The following is a 16,596-nucleotide window of genomic DNA, read 5'->3' as shown; positions in this document are numbered from 1 at the left end:
GGGGAGCCCAGCTCCCCCACACCCCCTCGCCCCCGTGTGTGCGGCGGCTCTAGGGCAGCGGCCACGAGGTGGATAGGCACGGCTGATCAGGCGGGGCGAGCCGTTCCGTCGGAGGCCTCCCCGGTGAAGCGGGCGACCAGGATGGCCAGGCGCTGGTCGTGGAACTCGCGGGGGATGCGGCCGCCGCGCATCAGGGTGGCCAGGCCGTGCAGGGCGGCCCAGAGGGTTTCGGCGAGCAGGCCGAGGTCGGTCCCGTGGGCGTGCGGGCGGACGGCCTCGAGGAACTCGCCGAAGGCTTCCTGGAGGGCGGGCGGGGCCTCGGGCGTGGCGAAGGGCAGGTCGACGCGCTGCCGGAACATGGCGTCGTACAGGGCCGGCCGCTGCTCGGCGAAGGCCACGTACGCGGCGCAGATGGCGGGCAGCACGGCGTCCGGGCCGGGGGCGGAGAGGCGGGCGGCCCGGAGGTCGGCGGCCATCTCGGTGATGCCCTCCAGGGCGACGGCCGTCACGATGGCGTCCTTGCCCTTGAAGTGGCTGTAGAGCACCGGCTGGCTGTACTCGACCTGGTCGGCGAGCCGGCGGGTGGTCACCGCCTCCCAGCCCTCGGCCTCGGCGAGGTCGCGGGCCGCGGTGATGATGAGCTTCTCCCGCTCGGCCCGTTCACGTTCTTTGCGCGTCTGGATGGACATGCTCCTCAATCTAGCACTGCTAGCGCAAATGCCAATGCTCTGATAGCGTCACACTCGTTCCTAGCACCGCTAGTTTTTGGAGCCCCCCCTGATGCTTACCGTCGTCGCCTACGGCCTCGCCATCGCCCTCAACCTGATGTGCCTCCTGATCGGCGCCCGCTTCCTGCTCGTGCCGTACGCCGCCGCCGAGGGTTACGGCGTGCCCGCGACCACCGACCGCGCCTACCTGACGATCAAGGGCATGCGCGACGGCACCTACGGACTGATCGGCCTGGCCCTGCTGGCCTTCGTGGGGCCGCAGGCCGAGGCCTGGTTCATGCTGATCGCCACCCTGCTGCCGCTCGGCGACACCGTGATCGTGCTGCGCAACGGCGGTACCAAGGCGGCCGCGTTCGGCATCCACTTCGCCACCGCCGTCGTCATGCTGATCACCGCCGCCCTGCTGTTCGCCCTCTGAACCGCCCACGCCGGTCGTAGGGTGGGGCGATGCGCAGCGTGACCTATTCGATGGGCGTTTCCCTCGACGGTTACATCGTCGGCCCGGACGGCACCTTCGACTGGACGGCGCCCCAGCCGGACGTCTTCCGGTTCTGGCTCGAGGACATCCGCCACGTCGGCGTCCACCTGCTGGGGCGGCGGCTGTACGAGACGATGGTGTACTGGGAGACCGCCGAGCAGGAGGACTCCCTGAGCGAGGACGAGCGCGAATGGGCGGCGCTCTGGAAGGCGCTGCCCAAGGTGGTGTTCTCCACCACCCTGGAGGCGGTGCAGGGCAACGCGCGGCTGCGCTCGGGTGGTCTCAAGGAGGAGATCGAGCGGCTGCGGGCCGAGCCGGGGGAGGGCGAGATCGCGATCGGCGGCGCGGGGCTGGCCGCGGAGGCGGCCGAGGCGGATCTGATCGACGAGTACCGCGCCATGGTGTACCCGGTGCTGGTCGGGGGCGGCATCCCGTTCTTTCCCCGGCAGGGGCGGCGGGTGGATCTCGAACTGGTCGAGACGCGGTCGTTCAGCTCGAAAGTGGTCTACCTGCGGCACCGAGTGATTCGCCAGGCGTCAGGACGAAGCGCAGGTCCGGACGTTCCCAGGTGACCCGGGGCGGCCGGGGCGGGACGGTGCCGGTGCGCTCGGCCCCCAGCCGCAGGTAGAACGCCTCGGCCGGCGGGTGGGAGACCACCCGGACCGAGGCGAGGCCCAGCTCGCGGGCCCGCTCCAGCGTCCGCTCGACGAGCAGGCGGCCGACGCCGCCACCCTGCGCGGCGTCGGAGACGAACAGCAGGTCCAACTCGGGCGGGTCGGTGAGCAGCGAGGCGAAGCCCAGCACCCGGCCGAACACGTCGACGGCGACGAAGGCGGGATGCCGCTCCAGGTAGTCCGGGGTGACCTCGTAGCCGTCCAGAATCGCCGCGTACTCGCCGCGGTAGGCGGCGGAGGCGTGCATGAGGGCGGTGAGGTCCGGGGCGTCGGAGGGTACGGCGGAGCGGACCCGCGGCCCGGGATCGTCGACGAAGCCGAGCCGGCGGTTCATGCCGATGGCGGCGGCGTTGGCGGGATGGTGGACGGTCCGCAGCACGGGCAGCCCGGCATCCCGCACGAAGCGGACGGCGAGCAGCTTGAGCGCCAGCGACAGCCCCCGGCCCCGCCACTCGCGCACGACCCCGGTCATCTCGCTGAAGGCGCCCCCGGGGTGCACGGAGGTCGCGGCCATGCCGATCCAGCGCCCGGCGGGGTCCAGGGCCAGGACGACGCCGCGCGGGTCGAAGGACGGGACGTCGATCCGCTGCGCGACGTACTCGTCGAAGGAGTGGAACGCGCCCCGCCCCGGGATGTCCGCGGAGCAGGTCCGGTTGAGCTCGTAGAGCGCGCGGGGGTCGGCGAGGTCGGCGTAGGTGGTGAAGGTGACGCCGGCGGCCCGGGCCCGTTCCAGGCGATCACGGAAGGGCGAGTCGTCGAAAGCGGCCACGTCCAGCGCCAGCCGTACCCAAGGCACCATGCGACAGACACTAGCTAAAGGGGCAATTGGGTCTTGCCGGAGGGTGAACTTGTATGCAATTTTACATATCACATTCCAGAGGTGCTCCGACCCCCCAGGAGTCTCGATGCGCATCGCGTTACCCCTCGCGCTCGCCGCCGCCCTCACCGTGGGCGGCCTGGCCGTACCGGCGACGGCGGCCACCCCGCAGAACCAGTCCAGCCCAGCCGCCGCCACGCCGCCGCCCCGGCCGGCGCAGAGCAGCGCCGTCGAGCACGGAGAGGCGAACCGCACGCCGCTCAAGCCCGACGAGCGCCCCCCGATCGCCCCGGTCGAGCAGAAGGCCCCCGCCCAGGTCCAGCGCTCGCAGGCCGCCGCAGCCGCCCCCTGCGAGACCGCCGACTTCACCGGCAACACCGGCGCCGCCCTGGTCGCCAAGATCAAGGCCGCCGACGTCGACTGCATCGGCACCCTGTTCTCGCTCACCGGCACGCCCGCCCGCGACGCCTTCCGCGAGGCGCAGATGGTGACCGTCGCCAACGCGCTGCGCGACAACGCCACGGCCTATCCCGGCGACAACAGCACCAGCACCCTGCAGCTCGTCATGTACCTGCGCGCGGGCTACTACGTGCAGTGGTACAACTCCGGCGACGTCGGCCAGTACGGCACCAGCCTGCGCACCGCGATCCGCGGCGGCCTGGACGCCTTCTACGGCAACAGCCGCTCCAGCACGGTGAGCGAGGCCAACGGCGCCATCCTGGGCGAGGCGGTCACGCTGATCGACAGCGCGCAGGAGAACGCCCGCTACCTCTACGTCGTCAAGCGCCTGCTGACCGGCTATACCTCCAGCTACGGCTGGTACATGACCAACGCCGTCAACAACGTCTACACCGTGCTCTTCCGCGGCCACCAGGTGCCCGAGTTCGTGACCGCGGTCCAGGCCGACACCAGCCTGCTGACCACGCTGCGCGACTTCGCCACCGGCCACCTCGACCTGCTCGGCACCGACGACGGCTACCTGACCTCGAACGCCGGCCGCGAGCTGGCCCGCTTCGCCCAGCACACCGCGCTGCGGGCGACCGTCCGGCCGATGTTGCGCGACCTGCTCCAGCGCAGCCAGATCACCGGCCCCACCGCGCCGCTGTGGGTGGGCGTGGCCGAGATGGTCAACTACTACGACGCCGGCAACTGCACCTACTACAGCACCTGCGACCTGTCCGCGCGCCTGCTCGCCGTGGCGCTGCCGATCAACCACACCTGCTCGCCGAGCCTGCGCATCCGCGCCCAGGAGATGACCGCCGCGCAGCTCCAGAGCACCTGCGCCAGCCTCGCCAACCAGGACGCCTACTTCCACAACGTCGCCCGCGACAACGGCCCGGTGGCCGGGGACAACAACACCGCGCTGGAGGTCAACGCCTTCGACTCCAGCACCGACTACCAGACCTACGCCGGCGCCATCTTCGGCATCGACACCAACAACGGCGGCATGTACCTGGAGGGCGACCCGAGCGCCGCGGGCAACCAGCCGCGCTTCATCGCCTACGAGGCCGAGTGGCTGCGCCCGGACTTCCAGATCTGGAATCTCAACCACGAGTACACGCACTACCTCGACGGCCGCTTCAACATGCACGGCGACTTCACCGACGGCGTCTCCACCCCGACCATCTGGTGGATCGAGGGCTTCGCCGAGCTCATCTCCTACGGCTACCGCGGCGTCACCTACGACGCGGCGATCGCCGAGGCGGCCAAGCACACCTACACGCTGAGCGAGTTGTTCGACACCACCTACCAGAACGGCGACAGCCAGCGCATCTACCGCTGGGGCTACCTCGCCACCCGGTACATGGTGGAGAAGCGCCGCGCCGACCTGGACATCGTGCTCGGCCACTACCGCACCGGCAACTGGGCCGCGGCCCGCACCCACCTCAAGTCGCTCAACCACAACGCCGACTTCGACGCCTGGCTGACCGCCTGCGCCGCCGGGGCCTGCGGGGGCGGCGGCACCACCAACCAGCCGCCGTCGGCCTCCTTCACCGCCACGGCCACCGGCCTGACCGTGAACCTCGCCGACACCTCGACCGACTCCGACGGCACCATCGCCTCGCGGAGCTGGGACTTCGGTGACGGCACCACCGCCACCTCGGCCAACCCGGTCAAGACGTACGGCACGGCCGGCACCTACACCGTCAAGCTGACCGTCACCGACGACAAGGGCGCCACCGCGACCGCGTCGAAGAACGTCACCGTCACCAACCCGAGCCTGCCGACCTGCTCCGGCTCCGACACCCGGGCCCTCGGCAAGAACTGCCAGCGCACCGGCATCTCCGCCGGCCAGGGCGGCTACGCCTACTTCTACCTGCTGGTCCCGGCCGGCACGACCCGCCTGACCATCACCACCACGGGCGGCTCGGGCAACGCCGACCTGTACTACAACGGCTCCTCCTGGGCCACCACCGGCTCCTACCACCAGCGCGCCACCGGCGCGGGCAACGCGCACACCCTCACCGTCACCAACCCGCCGTCCGGCTACAACTACATCAGCCTGTACGGCACCGCCGCCTTCTCCGGCGTCACGGTGTCCACCAGCTACTAGAACCCCTGCGAAGCCGCCGGCCGGGACGACTCCCGGCCGGCGGTTTCCGTGTGTGCGCCGGGGATGTGGCGCGGATCACTCGCGTCCCGGGGAAGCTCAGTCGCAACAGGAGCGTTACGAGTGCCTGCACCCCCTGATGCGCTGGTGAAACTTGATGTCCGGTAAAATCGGTCTGTTTAGAACCATATTTCCGGACGTAACGCCCATTGGGGCGATATTGGAGGGTGTGGCATGACGACGGCTGCCCTGCAGACCGTACTGACCGTTCCCGAGCGCTTCCGCGGTCCCGCCGGGATCGCCAACGGCGGCTGGATCTCCGGCGCCGTGGCGGAAACGCTGCTCGGTGAACACTCCACGGTCGAGGTCACGCTGCACGCGCCCACCCCGCTGGAGACCGAGCTGCGCCTGGAGCACCTCGGCCACGCCGTCCAGCTCGCCGACGGCGAGCGCCTCCTGGTCGAGGCCATCCCCGTCGCCCAGGACCTCGAGGCCCCCGCCTTCGTGCCCTTCGCCGAGGCCGCCCGCGCCGAGGCCCGCTTCACCGGACACCAGGGCCACGCCTTCCCCGAGTGCTTCGTCTGCGGCCTGCGCGAGCCCGGCGACGGCCTGCGCATCTTCCCCGGCACCCTCGACGGCGGCGACCTGGTCGCCGCCGGCTGGCGCGTCCCGCACACCGTGGTCGAGGAGGACGGCGTTCCCGCCACCATCATCGGCGCCGTGCTCGACTGCATCACCGGCTGGGCACACTTCGGCCCCGGCGAGTCCGCCCTGCTCGGCCGCCTCACCCTGCAGCTCCACCGCCGCGTCTACCCGGGCGGCACCTACTCCGTCGTCGGCCGCGCCACCGGCCGCGAGGGCCGCAAGCTCTTCGGCGAGAGCGCCGTCTACGAGGTGGACGGCACGCTCGTCGCCGCCGCCAAGGCCACTTGGATCGCTCCGAAGTAGCCGGTCTCGATCCGGTACGGCTCGCGCGAGCCGTACCGGATCACGGGCGTCAGCTCCCGGTCAGCCGCTCGGCCACCAGGGCGGCGCAGCGGGGGTCGAGCAGGATCGTGTAGTGGTTGCAGTCGGCGACCACCTCGTCCCGCAGCCCCGGCACCTTCGCCGTCCAGAACGCGGCCAGCTCGTCCGGGAGCATCCCGACCGGCTGGTCGAGCAGCCCGCGCGGCGCGCGCAACAAGGTCAGCGGCGAGGTGATCGACGCCAGCGCGGCCCCGTGCCGGTCGCCGTCGAGCCGCAGCGCCCGCCCGTCCTGCCGCACCGCCTCCGGCACCGCCCGCGAGCGCAACGCGCCGGGCTCGCCGACCAGGTCGTACCGGACGTACTCCTCGGCGTCGGCGTTCCAGGCCCCGGCGAAGGCCGGATGGGCCTGGAAGAAGGCGACATAGGACTCGGGGGAGTCGAAGGTCTGCTCCAGGCGCTGGATCGCCGGGCCGAGCGTGGCCGCCATCGCCGCGTCCACGTCGGTGCCCGGCGGCAGTGGCGGGAACGGCAGCCCGCCGTCGACCAGCACCACTCGCTCGAACGGCCGCCGCGCCGCGGCCAGCACCGCCACGTAGCCGCCCATCGAGTGGCCGGTCAGCACCTCGGCCCCGCCCACGTGCTCGACGATCTCCAGGACGTCCTCGGCGTGCCGCTCCAGCCCGTAAGGCCCCGGCAGGTCGCGGCTGTGCCCGCGGCCGCGCAGGTCCATCGCGATCAGCGACCAGCCGGCGGGCAGGTTCCTGGCGACCGCGCCCCAGGCCATCAGCGAGGCGGTGATGCCGTGCACGGCGACGATCTTCTTCTCGCCCTGGCCGAAGCGGGCGATCCGCAGCCCCTTTACGGAGTCGATGTCCATGGGCTTACCCTATGAGCCACTATGCGAATGACCGTCATCGAGCACGAGGCCGGCGCGGGCCTCGGCTACCTGGCCGACTGGCTCGGCCTGCCCTGCGACGTCGTCCGGCCGTACCTGGGTGAGCCCGTGCCCGAGCGGGCGGCCGACGGGCTGATCGTGCTCGGCGGCGAGGCCGCGGCCTGGGAGGACGACGACCACCCCTGGCTGCCGGCCACCCGCGACCTGCTGCGCGCCAGCGTCGAGCAGGGCGTGCCGACGCTGGGCATCTGCCTGGGGGCGCAGCTGCTCACCCTGGCCTGTGGCGGAACGGTCGAGCGGGGGGCGGCTGGGCTGGAGGTCGGCGCGTGCGCGGTCACCGCGCTGCCGGCGGCCGAGCACGACGTGCTCTTCCACGGGATCGGTACGGCTGTCGCCATCCAGTACCACCGCGACGCGATGACGCGGCTGCCCGAGGGGGCCGTGCCGTTGCTGACCGGCACCCAGTACCCCAACCAGGGTTACCGGCTGGGGGACAGTGCCTGGGCGGTCCAGTTCCACCCCGAGGCGACGCCCGCGATCTTCGCCTCCTGGACGGCCGCCTCCGGCGTCCAGGGACTCGACGAGGCGGTCGCCGCCGCCGAGCCCGGCCTGATCGCCGCCTGGCGCCCCGTCGCCGAACGCTTCGCCGCCCTCGTCAAGACCCGCGCCACCGTCGGCTAACCCACCGCCGCTCTTCCCCTATGACGGGGTGGGCTTGCCGGTGAGCAGATGGGCGAGCGCGTGCACCCCGGCCAGGGCGGCGACGCCCCAGGCCGCCCCGGCTGCCGGCCGTCCAGGGCGGAGGAGGCCGTCGCGCTTGAGCCGCCGCCAGGCCCAGGCCGAGTACGGCAGCACCACCAGGGGCGCGGTCACCACCCCCGGCGTGTACCCGCGGGCGACCGCCGCCTGAGCCAGGTGCGTCAGCCCGTGCAGCCCGAACCCGGCCACCGCCGCCTGGAAGAACGCGCTCCGCCCACCCGTCCTGGCCCCGTCCGCCGCCGCGGCGGCCACCACCACGCCCATGAGCCCGATCGCGGTGTTCACCCGCTCCTGCGACAGGTTCAGCCACGGATACCGCTCCGCCAGCTCGGGATGGTGGCGCTCCAGCCAGCCCGCCATCGTCGCCAGTTCCTCCGCGTCGTGCACCATCCACGCCCCGAGCAGACCCCACGTGAGCGCCGCTGTCATGACCCCTCCAAAAGTGCAACACAACGTTGCGTTGGAACCTACTCCCATATCTCCGCAAAGTGCAACGCACCGTTGTGTTTGGCCCGGGGGTCGGGCGGCGCGCGTGGGACGAGATATCCTGGCGGGCATTCCGGCGGGGTGTCCGGTTGTGGGCCGCCCCGGGGGCGAGCCATCGGCGAGGAGCGGCGGCGGGTGTATCCGGGAGAGTCACGGAGCTGGGCCATCCATAACGACCTGGGCGAATTACGGGACCGGGTCCGTGGGTGCGCCATTGCCGCCGGCCTGCCGCAGCACCGTCAGATCGACCTGGTGCTGGCGGTCAGCGAGGCCATGGCCAACGTCCTCGAACACGCCGGCGGCCAGGGCCGCGTGCGGGTCAGCCAGGACGCCGACTTTCTGACCGTGGAGATCAGTGACAACGCCGGCCGGCTGACCGGCCGCGAAGTGCCGCGCGAACGCCCCGGCGAGGGCGCGACCGGCGGCTGGGGGCTGTGGCTGATGGGCTCGCTCTGCGACGAGGTCGCCATCGAGGGCGGCGAGGGCCACTCCAGCGTCCGCCTCCGCATGCGCCGCCCCGCCTGACCAGCCCACCCGGCCCGATCACCCACCCGACCGCCTCTCCTGACCTCCACCGAGGGGACGGGTACAGAGGGGCGGCCACGGAGGGATGGGGGCTCAACCGAGGGGACGGCTGCCCAGGGGACGGCTCAGCCGAGTGCCGCGCAGGCCGCGTCGGCGTCGGGATAGAGCGGCAGCCAGTCGGCCAGCCCGGTCAGCCACAACACCTGCATCCGGGTCGGCGAAGCCCCCGCGAGCACCAGCTCACACCCAGCCGCCGCGGCCCGCTGGTGATGGTCGGTGATCAGCCCCAGCGACCCCGAGTCCATGAACGTGACGTCCGACAGGTCGAGCACCACCCGCTCGCCCGGCCGCTGGAAACGCCCGCGCAGGCTGCGATCGAGCGGCGCCTTGGTGACCGCGTCGAGCTCACCGCCGACGCAGATGATCACGATCTCCCCCCGGGTGAGGGTGGAAAGTTGTAGGTTCGTCATCCCGGCCGTCCCGCGTGCACCTGACCTGTTTAGCGGCTCCGCCGGTCAGGGACAAGTCCCGTTGACGGTGGAGGGCCGGCATGGATCCGCACGCGGCGCAGACGTCCGGCCTGGAGGCGGTCTTCGCCGCCGGCGGCAAGATGGGCGCGCTGATGCGCGAGCTCGACTGGTCCGCCACCCCGTTCGGCCCCGCCGAGGACTGGCCGCAGAGCCTGCGCAGTTCGCTCAGCATCTGCCTGGCCTCCGAGTTCCCGATGATCATCTTCTGGGGTCCGCACCTGGCCCAGGTCTACAACGACGCCTACCTGCCCGTCCTGGGCGCCAAGCACCCGGCCTCGCTGGGCCAGGCCGCCCGCGAGTGCTGGCATGAGGCCTGGACGGTCATCGGCCCGATGCTGGAGCAGGTCCTCTACCAGGGCAAGGCCACCTACTCCACCGACCTGCTGCTGATCCTGCAACGCTCGGGCTTCGCCGAGGAGTGCTACTTCACCTTCTCCTACAGCCCGATCCGCGCCGAGTCGGGCGGCATCGGCGGCGTCTTCTGCGCGGTCACCGAGACCACCGAACGGGTGGTCACCGAACGCCGCCTGGCCCTGATCCGCGAGCTGGGCGAACGCGCCCGCAGCGCCACGACCGCCGCCGAGGCCTGCGCCCGCGCCGCCGGCGTGCTCTCCGGCCACCCCGCCGACGTGCCGTTCGCGCTCCTCTACCTGCTCGACGGCGACCGCGCCCGGCTCGCCGGTACGGCAGGCCTCCCGCCGGGCGGCCGGCTGAGCCCCCGCGAGGTGGACCTCGCCGCAGGCGCCGCAGCCGAGGCGGACGTGTGGTCGCTCGGCCGAGCCCGCACCGGCATCATCGAGGTGGCCCAGCCCGGCGCCCCCGAACTTGCCGGGCACGCCCGGGAGGGCTTCGAGCCGCCCGCCCGAGCCTGGGTGCTGCCGGTCGCCCGGCCCGGCAGCGAGCAGCCCGCCGGGCTCCTGGTGGCCGGGATCAACAGCGCCCGCCCGGCCGACGACAGCGCCCGCGGCTTCGCCGCCCTGATCGCCGACCACGTCTCGGCCGCCGTCGCCGACGCCGTGGCCTTCGAGGCCGAGCGGCACCGCGCCGAGCAACTGGCCGCCCTCGACCGGGCCAAGACCATGTTCTTCTCCAACATCAGCCACGAGTTCCGCACCCCGCTCACCCTCCTGCTCGGCCCGGTCGAGGACCTGCTGGCCGAACGCGAGGCGCTGAGCGAGGGCGGGCGGGAGCGGGCCGAGCTGATCCACAGCAACGCGTTGCGGCTGCTCAAGCTGGTCAACACCCTGCTCGACTTCTCCAGGGCCGAGGCCGGGCGGATGACGCCGCGCCTGGAGCCGCTCGACCTGGCCGCGCTCACCGCCGAGCTGGCCAGCCTGTTCGAGGTGGCGGTCGAGCGGGGCGGGCTCCGGCTGGTCACCGACTGCCCGCCCCTGCCGCGGCCGGTGCCGGTCGATCCGGACATGTGGGAGAAGATCATCCTCAACCTGCTGTCGAACGCCTTCAAGTTCACCCTGGACGGGGAGATCCGGGTGCGGCTGGAGGCGGTGGGGGAGGAGGTGCGGCTGGAGGTGGCCGACACCGGGGTGGGCATCCCCGCCGAGGAGCTGCCGCGGTTGTTCGACCGCTTCCACCGGGTGCCGGGGAGCGGGGGGCGGAGCGAGGAAGGCAGCGGGATCGGGCTGTCGCTCGTCCGGGAGCTGGTCCATCTGCATGGCGGGACGGTCGAGGTGGCCAGCGAGCCGGGGCGGGGCTCCACCTTCACCGTGCGCCTGCCGTACCGGACGGAGGAGGCGGAGGCGGGCGGCCTGGCGCACGGTACGGCGGAGCCCGAGGCGGGCGGCTTGCCGGGCCGGAGCGGGGAGACGGACGGCCTGCCGGATCGTGCGGAGAGGGATCCGCGGACGGCTGGGGCGCATCTGCGGGAGGCGCTGGGCTGGGCGGCCGGGGGCGAGCAGGCCGCGGCGGGCGGGCCGGAGGTGCTCGTCGTGGACGACAACGCCGACATGCGGGCCTACCTGCAGCGGGTGCTGGCCCCGCACTGGCGGGTGCGGGCGGTGGCCGACGGGCGCGCGGCGCTGGCGGCGGTCGAGGCCGACCCGCCCGAGCTGGTGCTGACCGACGTGATGATGCCCGGCGTCGACGGGTTCGGCCTGCTGGAGGCGCTCCGGGCGGACGAGCGCACCCGGCACCTCCCGGTGATCATGATCTCCGCGAGGGCAGGCCAGGAGTCGGCCATCGAGGGCCTGCACGCGGGCGCCGACGACTACCTGATCAAGCCGTTCACCACCGCCGAGCTGATCGCCCGCGTCCGCACCCACCTGAGCACCGCCCGCCAGCAACGCGAGGCCGCCGAGCATCTGACCGCGCTGGCCGAGGTGAGCCGCCGGCTCAACGCCAGCCTCGACCCGGCCGAGATCAGCCGGGTGCTGTGCGCGGAGATCGTGCCCGCCTTCGCCGCCGGGTGCGCGGTCTGGCTGCACACCGAGGCCGAGGAGAACGAGGGCCACCTCGCCCCGGTGCTGCAGGCCACCCGCGCGGCCGACCCGCTGCCGGCCGAGGCGCTCCACCGACCGCCGGGCGAACTCGGCCCGGACGAGGTCGTGGAGCTTCGGCACCGCGGGCGGGTGATCGGGCTGGCCGTCCTGGCGGGGCCGACGCCCGCCGCCACGCACCCGGCCCGGCGGCCGTTCCTGGACGAGCTGGTCGGCCGGGCCGCGCTCGCGCTCGACAACGCCGCCCAGTACGACCGCCAGCACCGCATCGCCGTCCACCTCCAGCGCTCCCTCCTGCCGCAGGCCCTGCCCGAGATGGCGCCCGTACGGCTGGCCGCCCGCTACCGCCCGGGCAGCGCGGGCCAACAGGCCAGCGGCGACTGGTACGACGCCCTCGAACTGCCCGACGGCCGGATCGCGCTGACCATCGGCGACGTGATGGGCCGGGGCGTGCGCGCGGCGGCGCTGATGGGCCAGCTCCGCACCGCGATCCAGGCCTACAGCCTCGAAGGGCTCCCGGCCGCGCCGCTGCTGGAGCGGGTCAACCAGTTCCTGCACGCCGGTGGCCAGCGGCAGTTCACCACCCTCTGCTACGCGATCTACGACCCGGACACGCACGCGCTCCAGCTCGCCAACGCCGGGCACCTGCCGCCGCTGCTCGTGCCGCGCGACGGCCCGGCCCGGTTGCTGCCGGTCCACCACGGGCTCGCGCTGGGCGTCGATCCCGGCTTCCCCTACCGCGGCCAGACCTTCGCGGTGCCGCCCGGCGCGACCCTGCTGCTGTACACCGACGGGCTGGTCGAGAACAGGACCCAGCCGCTGGCCGAGCGCATGGCCGAGCTGTGCCGGACGCTGAGCGGCCACGGCGGCGACCCGGAGGGACTGTGCGCGCTGGCCATGCGCTCGATGACCGGCACGGACCCGCGCGACGACCTCCCCACGGCCGGCACCGGTTCCGGCACCGGTTGGGGAACAGCGTCGGGCACCGGGTCGGGTGACGACATCGCCCTGCTCGCGATGCACCGCCGGACGGACGGCTAGACTGCGCGACGCAACGTCGCGTCTATCCGCCGAGGGCCCGCCATGCCGCCACGCTCCGCCGAAGCGATCTTCGCCGCGACCCTGCGGCTCCTGGGCGAGCACGGCTACGAGGGGCTCACCGTCGAAGGCGTCGCCCGCGAGGCCGGCGTCAACAAGACCACGATCTACCGCTGGTGGCCGTCCAAGGCCGCCCTGCTCAGCGCCGCGCTGACCGACGGCGAGGTCCTCGCGCTGGACACGCCCGACACCGGCTCCCTGCGCGGCGACCTGGTCATGCTGGTCGAGCGGGTCATCGAGCTGCTGTCCGACCCCGGCGTGCAGACTGTGGTGGCGGCCATCGCCGGCGGCGGGCGGGACGACGAGCTGGGGCCGCTGTTCGCCACCTTCTTCGCTGACCGCTTCGCCCGCGAGCAGGCCATCTTCGACCGGGCGGTCGAGCGCGGGGAGGTCGCCGGCGACCTCGACCGCCTGCTCGTCATCGACCTGCTCAGCGGTGCGGTGTGGACCCGGGTGCTGCTCCGGCGGCAGGTCCCCGAGCCGGGCTTCGCCGAGCGGGCGGTCGAGGTGGTGTTGTCCGGCTCGTGCCCGCGCCCGTGAGCGGGTCCGGGACCGGCGGGCCCGCGCCTGCCACAATGGCCGGGTGCCCCGGATCGAGTCGACCGCAGCCAGGCTGGCCAAGCTGGGCTTCACCGACGTGGCCCGGGCCGAACGCCTCCTCACCGAACTGACCGCCACCCGGCCGCAGGCAAACCCGCCGGACACCGTCGTGCCGCAGACAAACCCGCCGGACACCGTTGTGCCGCAGGGAAACCCGACGGACACTGCCCGGTCGCCGGAGAGCCCGCCGGACGCCGCCCGGGCCTACGAGAGCCTGCTGGCCGGCGCCGCCGATCCCGATCTGGCGTTGACGGCGCTCACCCGGCTGCGCGGGGCCGAGCCGACCCCGCGCCTGGTGAGCGTCCTGGGGGTGAGCGCCGCGCTGGGCGACCACCTGGCCCGGCACCCCGCCGACCTGGCCCTGCTGGAGCGCCCACCGGCCACCGACCCGCGCGCCGCCCTGCTGGAAGCCGTGGGCGCGGACCCCGCCCACCTCCGCCCGGTGGCGAGCGCACCCGAGCCGCTCAACGCGCTCCGGGTCGGCTACCGCGGCCGGCTCCTGGCGCTGGCCGGACGCGACCTGACCGGCGAGCTGAGCCTGCCGGAGGTCACCGGCGCGCTGTCCGACCTGGCCGCCGCCGCCCTGGAGGCCGCGCTGGCCGTCGCCCGCGCCGAGACCGGCGAGCACGGGGTACGGCTGGCCGTCATCGGCCTGGGCAAGTGCGGCGCCCGCGAGCTCAACTACATCAGCGACGTGGACGTGATCTTCGTCTCCGCCGCCGAGGACGACACCCGCGCGACGACCCGGCTGGCCCAGGCCCTGATGCGTGCCTGCTCCACGGTGACCGCCGAAGGCGCCCTGTGGGAGGTCGACGCCGGGCTGCGTCCGGAGGGCAAGGCCGGGCCGCTGGTCCGCACCCTCGCCAGCCACCAGGCCTACTACCGCCGCTGGGCCAAGACGTGGGAGTTCCAGGCGCTGCTCAAGGCCCGCCCGGTGGCCGGTGACGCCGAGCTGGGCGCGGCCTACGCCGAGATGGCCGACGAGCTGGTCTGGACGGCGGCCACCCGCGACAACTTCGTCGAGGACGTCCAGGCGATGCGCCGCCGGGTCGAGCAGCACGTGGCCAAGGAGGGCGAGCGCCATCTGAAGCTCGGGCCGGGCGGGCTGCGCGACATCGAGTTCGCCGTGCAGCTCCTGCAGCTCGTGCACGGCCGGCTCGACCCGCTGCTGCGCCGGCGCTCCACGCTGGCCGCGCTGGCGGCGCTGTCGCGGGGCGGGTACGTCGGGCGCGAGGACGCCAGGGCGCTGGCCGAGGCGTACACCTTCCTGCGCCGGGTGGAGCACCTGCTGCAACTGCATCGGCTCCGCCGTACGCACCTGGTGCCGGAGGCGGAGGCGGACCTGCGGCGGCTCGGCCGGGCACTGGGCCTGCAGCCCGACCCGGCGGCGGCCTTCCTCGCCCGCTGGCGGCAGCACGCGAGCCAGGCGCGGCGGCTGCACGAGAAGTTGTTCTACCGGCCGCTGCTGCAGGCGGTCGCGCGGCTGCCGGAGTCGGAGGACCGGCTCTCGCCGACCGCCGCCGTCGCACGGCTGCGCGCGCTGGGCTACGAGGACCCCGAGGGCGCGCTGCGCCACATCGCCGCGCTGACCACAGGCGTCTCGCGGCGCGCGGCGATCCAGCGCACGCTCCTGCCGGTGCTGCTCGGCTGGTTCGCCGACACCCCCGACCCCGACGCAGGGCTGCTCGGGTTCCGGCAGGTCAGCGACAAGCTGGGCACCACCCCGTGGTACCTGCGACTGCTGCGCGACGAGACCGCCGTCGCCGGGCGGATGGCCCGGCTGCTGGGCACCAGCCGCTACGCCACCGGCCTGCTGCTGCACGCCCCCGAGGCGGTCGAGCTGCTCGGCGCCGACGTCGCGCCCCGCCCGGCGGAGGCGCTGCTCGCCGAGGCGCAGGCCGCGCTGGCCCGGCACGAGGAGGCCGAGGCCGCCGTCGCCGCCGTCCGCTCGCTGCGCCGCCGCGAACTGTTCCGTACGGCGGTCGCCGACCTGTCCGGCACGATCGACATCGAAGGCGTGGGGGAGAGCCTGTCGGCGCTCAACGACGTGACCCTCCACGCCGCGCTCCAGGCCGCACAGGCCAAGGTCGGCCTCGAACGGCAACCGCCGGTACGGCTGGCGGTGATCGCGATGGGCCGGCTCGGCGGCCTGGAATGCTCCTACGCCAGCGACGCGGACGTGATGTTCGTGCACGGCGACGGCGACGCCACCGAGACGGCCTTCGCGGTGGCCAACGAGGTGCGGCGGCTGCTCGCCCTGCCCGCGCCCGACCCGCCGCTGCTGATCGACCCCGACCTGCGGCCAGAGGGGCGGCAGGGCCCGCTGGTGCGGAGCCTGGCCTCCTACCGCGCCTACTACGCGCGGTGGTCGTCGCCGTGGGAGGCGCAGGCGCTGCTGCGGGCCCGGTTCGCGGCCGGGGACCGGGAACTCGGCGAGCGCTTCCTGGCGCTGGCCGACGAGCTGCGCTACCCGGCCGGCGGGATCGGCGAGGAGGCGGTGCGGGAGATCCGGCGGCTCAAGGCCCGGATGGAGGCCGAGCGGCTGCCGCGCGGCGCGGACCCGGCCCTGCACACCAAGCTCGGGCGCGGCGGGCTGTCGGACGTGGAGTGGGTGGCCCAGCTCCTGCAGCTCAGGCACGCCGGGGACCGCCCGGCGCTGCGCACCACCCGGACCGTCGAGGCGTTGCGGGCGGCGGTGGCCGAGGGACTGCTGGAGGCGGCCGACGCCGACGTGCTGGCCGAGGCCTGGCGGTTCGCCTCGCGGATCCGGGACGCGATCATGCTGGTGAAGGGGCGGCCCGGCGACCTCGTCCCCGCCGACACCCGCGAACGCCGCCGCCTGGCCCGCACCCTGGGCTACCCGCCGGACGGCTCGGAGGACTTCCTCGACGACTACCGCCGCATCACCCGCCGCGCCCGCCAGGTGACCGAACGCGCCTTCTACGGCGACTGATCCCCCGCACGGCCGGCTCGTTCGGCGCGGTTCGTTGCGCGGAGATCCCCCCGGGTGTATCAAGGCGCGGGGTGATCGCTTTG

At 73.5% G+C, this 16,596-nt stretch carries 14 protein-coding genes; 9 read left to right on the top strand and 5 right to left on the bottom strand.

Features of this window, described 5'->3' with window-relative positions; genetic code table 11:
• Positions 1 to 86: 86 nt before the first annotated feature.
• Entirely contained in the window at positions 87 to 689 is a 603-nt protein-coding gene (locus AB0I67_RS33475; protein ID WP_357931885.1) for a TetR/AcrR family transcriptional regulator, read from the bottom strand.
• A 91-nt stretch (positions 690 to 780) separates the two neighbouring features.
• On the opposite strand from AB0I67_RS33475, the gene AB0I67_RS33470 reads away from it, so the two are divergent.
• Together AB0I67_RS33470 and AB0I67_RS33465 are read left to right on the top strand one after the other, a co-directional pair.
• Positions 781 to 1,146 carry a DUF4267 domain-containing protein gene (locus AB0I67_RS33470; protein ID WP_357931882.1) on the top strand — a complete coding sequence of 122 codons (366 nt, stop codon included), beginning with the start codon at positions 781 to 783 and terminating at the stop codon, positions 1,144 to 1,146.
• A 29-nt stretch (positions 1,147 to 1,175) separates the two neighbouring features.
• Positions 1,176 to 1,778 carry a dihydrofolate reductase family protein gene (locus AB0I67_RS33465; RefSeq protein WP_357931881.1) on the top strand — a complete coding sequence of 201 codons (603 nt, stop codon included), beginning with the start codon at positions 1,176 to 1,178 and terminating at the stop codon, positions 1,776 to 1,778.
• Here the strand turns inward: AB0I67_RS33465 and AB0I67_RS33460 are convergent.
• Positions 1,696 to 2,679, bottom strand: coding sequence for a GNAT family N-acetyltransferase (locus tag AB0I67_RS33460; protein WP_357931878.1), 984 nt, complete (start codon positions 2,677 to 2,679; stop codon positions 1,696 to 1,698). The genes AB0I67_RS33465 and AB0I67_RS33460 overlap by 83 nt on opposite strands.
• 106 nt (positions 2,680 to 2,785) lie before the next feature.
• Between AB0I67_RS33460 and AB0I67_RS33455 the strand changes: the two genes are divergently transcribed.
• The gene (locus AB0I67_RS33455; RefSeq protein WP_357931876.1) at positions 2,786 to 5,251 is read left to right on the top strand and encodes a collagenase; all 2,466 of its coding nucleotides are present in this window, start codon (positions 2,786 to 2,788) and stop codon (positions 5,249 to 5,251) included.
• 231 nt (positions 5,252 to 5,482) lie between these two features.
• A complete protein-coding gene (locus AB0I67_RS33450) occupies positions 5,483 to 6,196 on the top strand; it encodes a hypothetical protein (RefSeq protein WP_357931873.1) in 714 nt (237 codons plus the stop codon).
• Positions 6,197 to 6,245: 49 nt separating this feature from the next.
• Here AB0I67_RS33450 and AB0I67_RS33445 read toward each other — a convergent pair whose 3' ends face one another.
• Positions 6,246 to 7,091, bottom strand: coding sequence for an alpha/beta fold hydrolase (locus AB0I67_RS33445; RefSeq protein WP_357931870.1), 846 nt, complete (start codon positions 7,089 to 7,091; stop codon positions 6,246 to 6,248).
• A 21-nt stretch (positions 7,092 to 7,112) separates the two neighbouring features.
• On the opposite strand from AB0I67_RS33445, the gene AB0I67_RS33440 reads away from it, so the two are divergent.
• Positions 7,113 to 7,790 (top strand): type 1 glutamine amidotransferase, encoded by a 678-nt coding sequence (locus tag AB0I67_RS33440; RefSeq protein ID WP_357931867.1) that lies wholly within the window; start codon positions 7,113 to 7,115, stop codon positions 7,788 to 7,790.
• An 18-nt stretch (positions 7,791 to 7,808) separates the two neighbouring features.
• Here the strand turns inward: AB0I67_RS33440 and AB0I67_RS33435 are convergent, their stop codons facing one another.
• On the bottom strand, positions 7,809 to 8,297 hold the full coding sequence (locus AB0I67_RS33435) for an HXXEE domain-containing protein (protein WP_357931864.1): 489 nt from the start codon (positions 8,295 to 8,297) through the stop codon (positions 7,809 to 7,811).
• Between AB0I67_RS33435 and AB0I67_RS33430 the strand changes: the two genes are divergently transcribed.
• Positions 8,202 to 8,879 carry an ATP-binding protein gene (locus AB0I67_RS33430; RefSeq protein ID WP_357931862.1) on the top strand — a complete coding sequence of 226 codons (678 nt, stop codon included), beginning with the start codon at positions 8,202 to 8,204 and terminating at the stop codon, positions 8,877 to 8,879. The two genes, AB0I67_RS33435 and AB0I67_RS33430, sit on opposite strands and share 96 nt — an antisense overlap.
• Before the next feature lie 125 nt (positions 8,880 to 9,004).
• On the opposite strand, the gene AB0I67_RS33425 is transcribed toward AB0I67_RS33430, so the two are convergent.
• Entirely contained in the window at positions 9,005 to 9,349 is a 345-nt protein-coding gene (locus AB0I67_RS33425; protein ID WP_357931859.1) for an STAS domain-containing protein, read from the bottom strand.
• 80 nt (positions 9,350 to 9,429) lie between these two features.
• Here AB0I67_RS33425 and AB0I67_RS33420 point away from each other — a divergent pair, with 80 nt between their 5' ends.
• The 3 genes from AB0I67_RS33420 to AB0I67_RS33410 are packed head-to-tail and all read left to right on the top strand — an operon-like array spanning position 9,430 to position 16,513.
• Positions 9,430 to 12,903, top strand: a complete 3,474-nt coding sequence (locus AB0I67_RS33420) for a SpoIIE family protein phosphatase (protein ID WP_357931856.1) — start codon at positions 9,430 to 9,432, stop codon at positions 12,901 to 12,903.
• A 42-nt stretch (positions 12,904 to 12,945) separates the two neighbouring features.
• Positions 12,946 to 13,500: a TetR/AcrR family transcriptional regulator gene (locus AB0I67_RS33415; protein WP_357931854.1), complete on the top strand. Its 555-nt coding sequence runs from the start codon at positions 12,946 to 12,948 to the stop codon at positions 13,498 to 13,500.
• Between the two features lie 43 nt (positions 13,501 to 13,543).
• On the top strand, positions 13,544 to 16,513 hold the full coding sequence (locus AB0I67_RS33410; protein ID WP_357931852.1) for a bifunctional [glutamine synthetase] adenylyltransferase/[glutamine synthetase]-adenylyl-L-tyrosine phosphorylase: 2,970 nt from the start codon (positions 13,544 to 13,546) through the stop codon (positions 16,511 to 16,513).
• Positions 16,514 to 16,596: the final 83 nt, after the last annotated feature.

It is taken from the genome of Nonomuraea sp. NPDC050310, from assembly GCF_040655795.1.
Classification (GTDB): domain Bacteria; phylum Actinomycetota; class Actinomycetes; order Streptosporangiales; family Streptosporangiaceae; genus Nonomuraea.
Note: the sequence above shows the minus strand (reverse complement) of the source record. Positions and strands in the feature narration are given on the sequence as shown.

Coding starts and splice junctions, on each gene's coding strand:
- AB0I67_RS33455 (WP_357931876.1), top strand. CDS start 2,786: ATGCGCATCGCGTTACCCCTCGCGCTCGCCGCCGCCCTCACCGTGGGC.
- AB0I67_RS33440 (WP_357931867.1), top strand. CDS start 7,113: ATGCGAATGACCGTCATCGAGCACGAGGCCGGCGCGGGCCTCGGCTAC.
- AB0I67_RS33470 (WP_357931882.1), top strand. CDS start 781: ATGCTTACCGTCGTCGCCTACGGCCTCGCCATCGCCCTCAACCTGATG.
- AB0I67_RS33460 (WP_357931878.1), bottom strand. CDS start 2,679: ATGGTGCCTTGGGTACGGCTGGCGCTGGACGTGGCCGCTTTCGACGAC.
- AB0I67_RS33430 (WP_357931862.1), top strand. CDS start 8,202: ATGGTGGCGCTCCAGCCAGCCCGCCATCGTCGCCAGTTCCTCCGCGTC.
- AB0I67_RS33445 (WP_357931870.1), bottom strand. CDS start 7,091: ATGGACATCGACTCCGTAAAGGGGCTGCGGATCGCCCGCTTCGGCCAG.
- AB0I67_RS33475 (WP_357931885.1), bottom strand. CDS start 689: ATGTCCATCCAGACGCGCAAAGAACGTGAACGGGCCGAGCGGGAGAAG.
- AB0I67_RS33415 (WP_357931854.1), top strand. CDS start 12,946: ATGCCGCCACGCTCCGCCGAAGCGATCTTCGCCGCGACCCTGCGGCTC.
- AB0I67_RS33435 (WP_357931864.1), bottom strand. CDS start 8,297: ATGACAGCGGCGCTCACGTGGGGTCTGCTCGGGGCGTGGATGGTGCAC.
- AB0I67_RS33450 (WP_357931873.1), top strand. CDS start 5,483: ATGACGACGGCTGCCCTGCAGACCGTACTGACCGTTCCCGAGCGCTTC.
- AB0I67_RS33420 (WP_357931856.1), top strand. CDS start 9,430: ATGGATCCGCACGCGGCGCAGACGTCCGGCCTGGAGGCGGTCTTCGCC.
- AB0I67_RS33465 (WP_357931881.1), top strand. CDS start 1,176: ATGCGCAGCGTGACCTATTCGATGGGCGTTTCCCTCGACGGTTACATC.
- AB0I67_RS33425 (WP_357931859.1), bottom strand. CDS start 9,349: ATGACGAACCTACAACTTTCCACCCTCACCCGGGGGGAGATCGTGATC.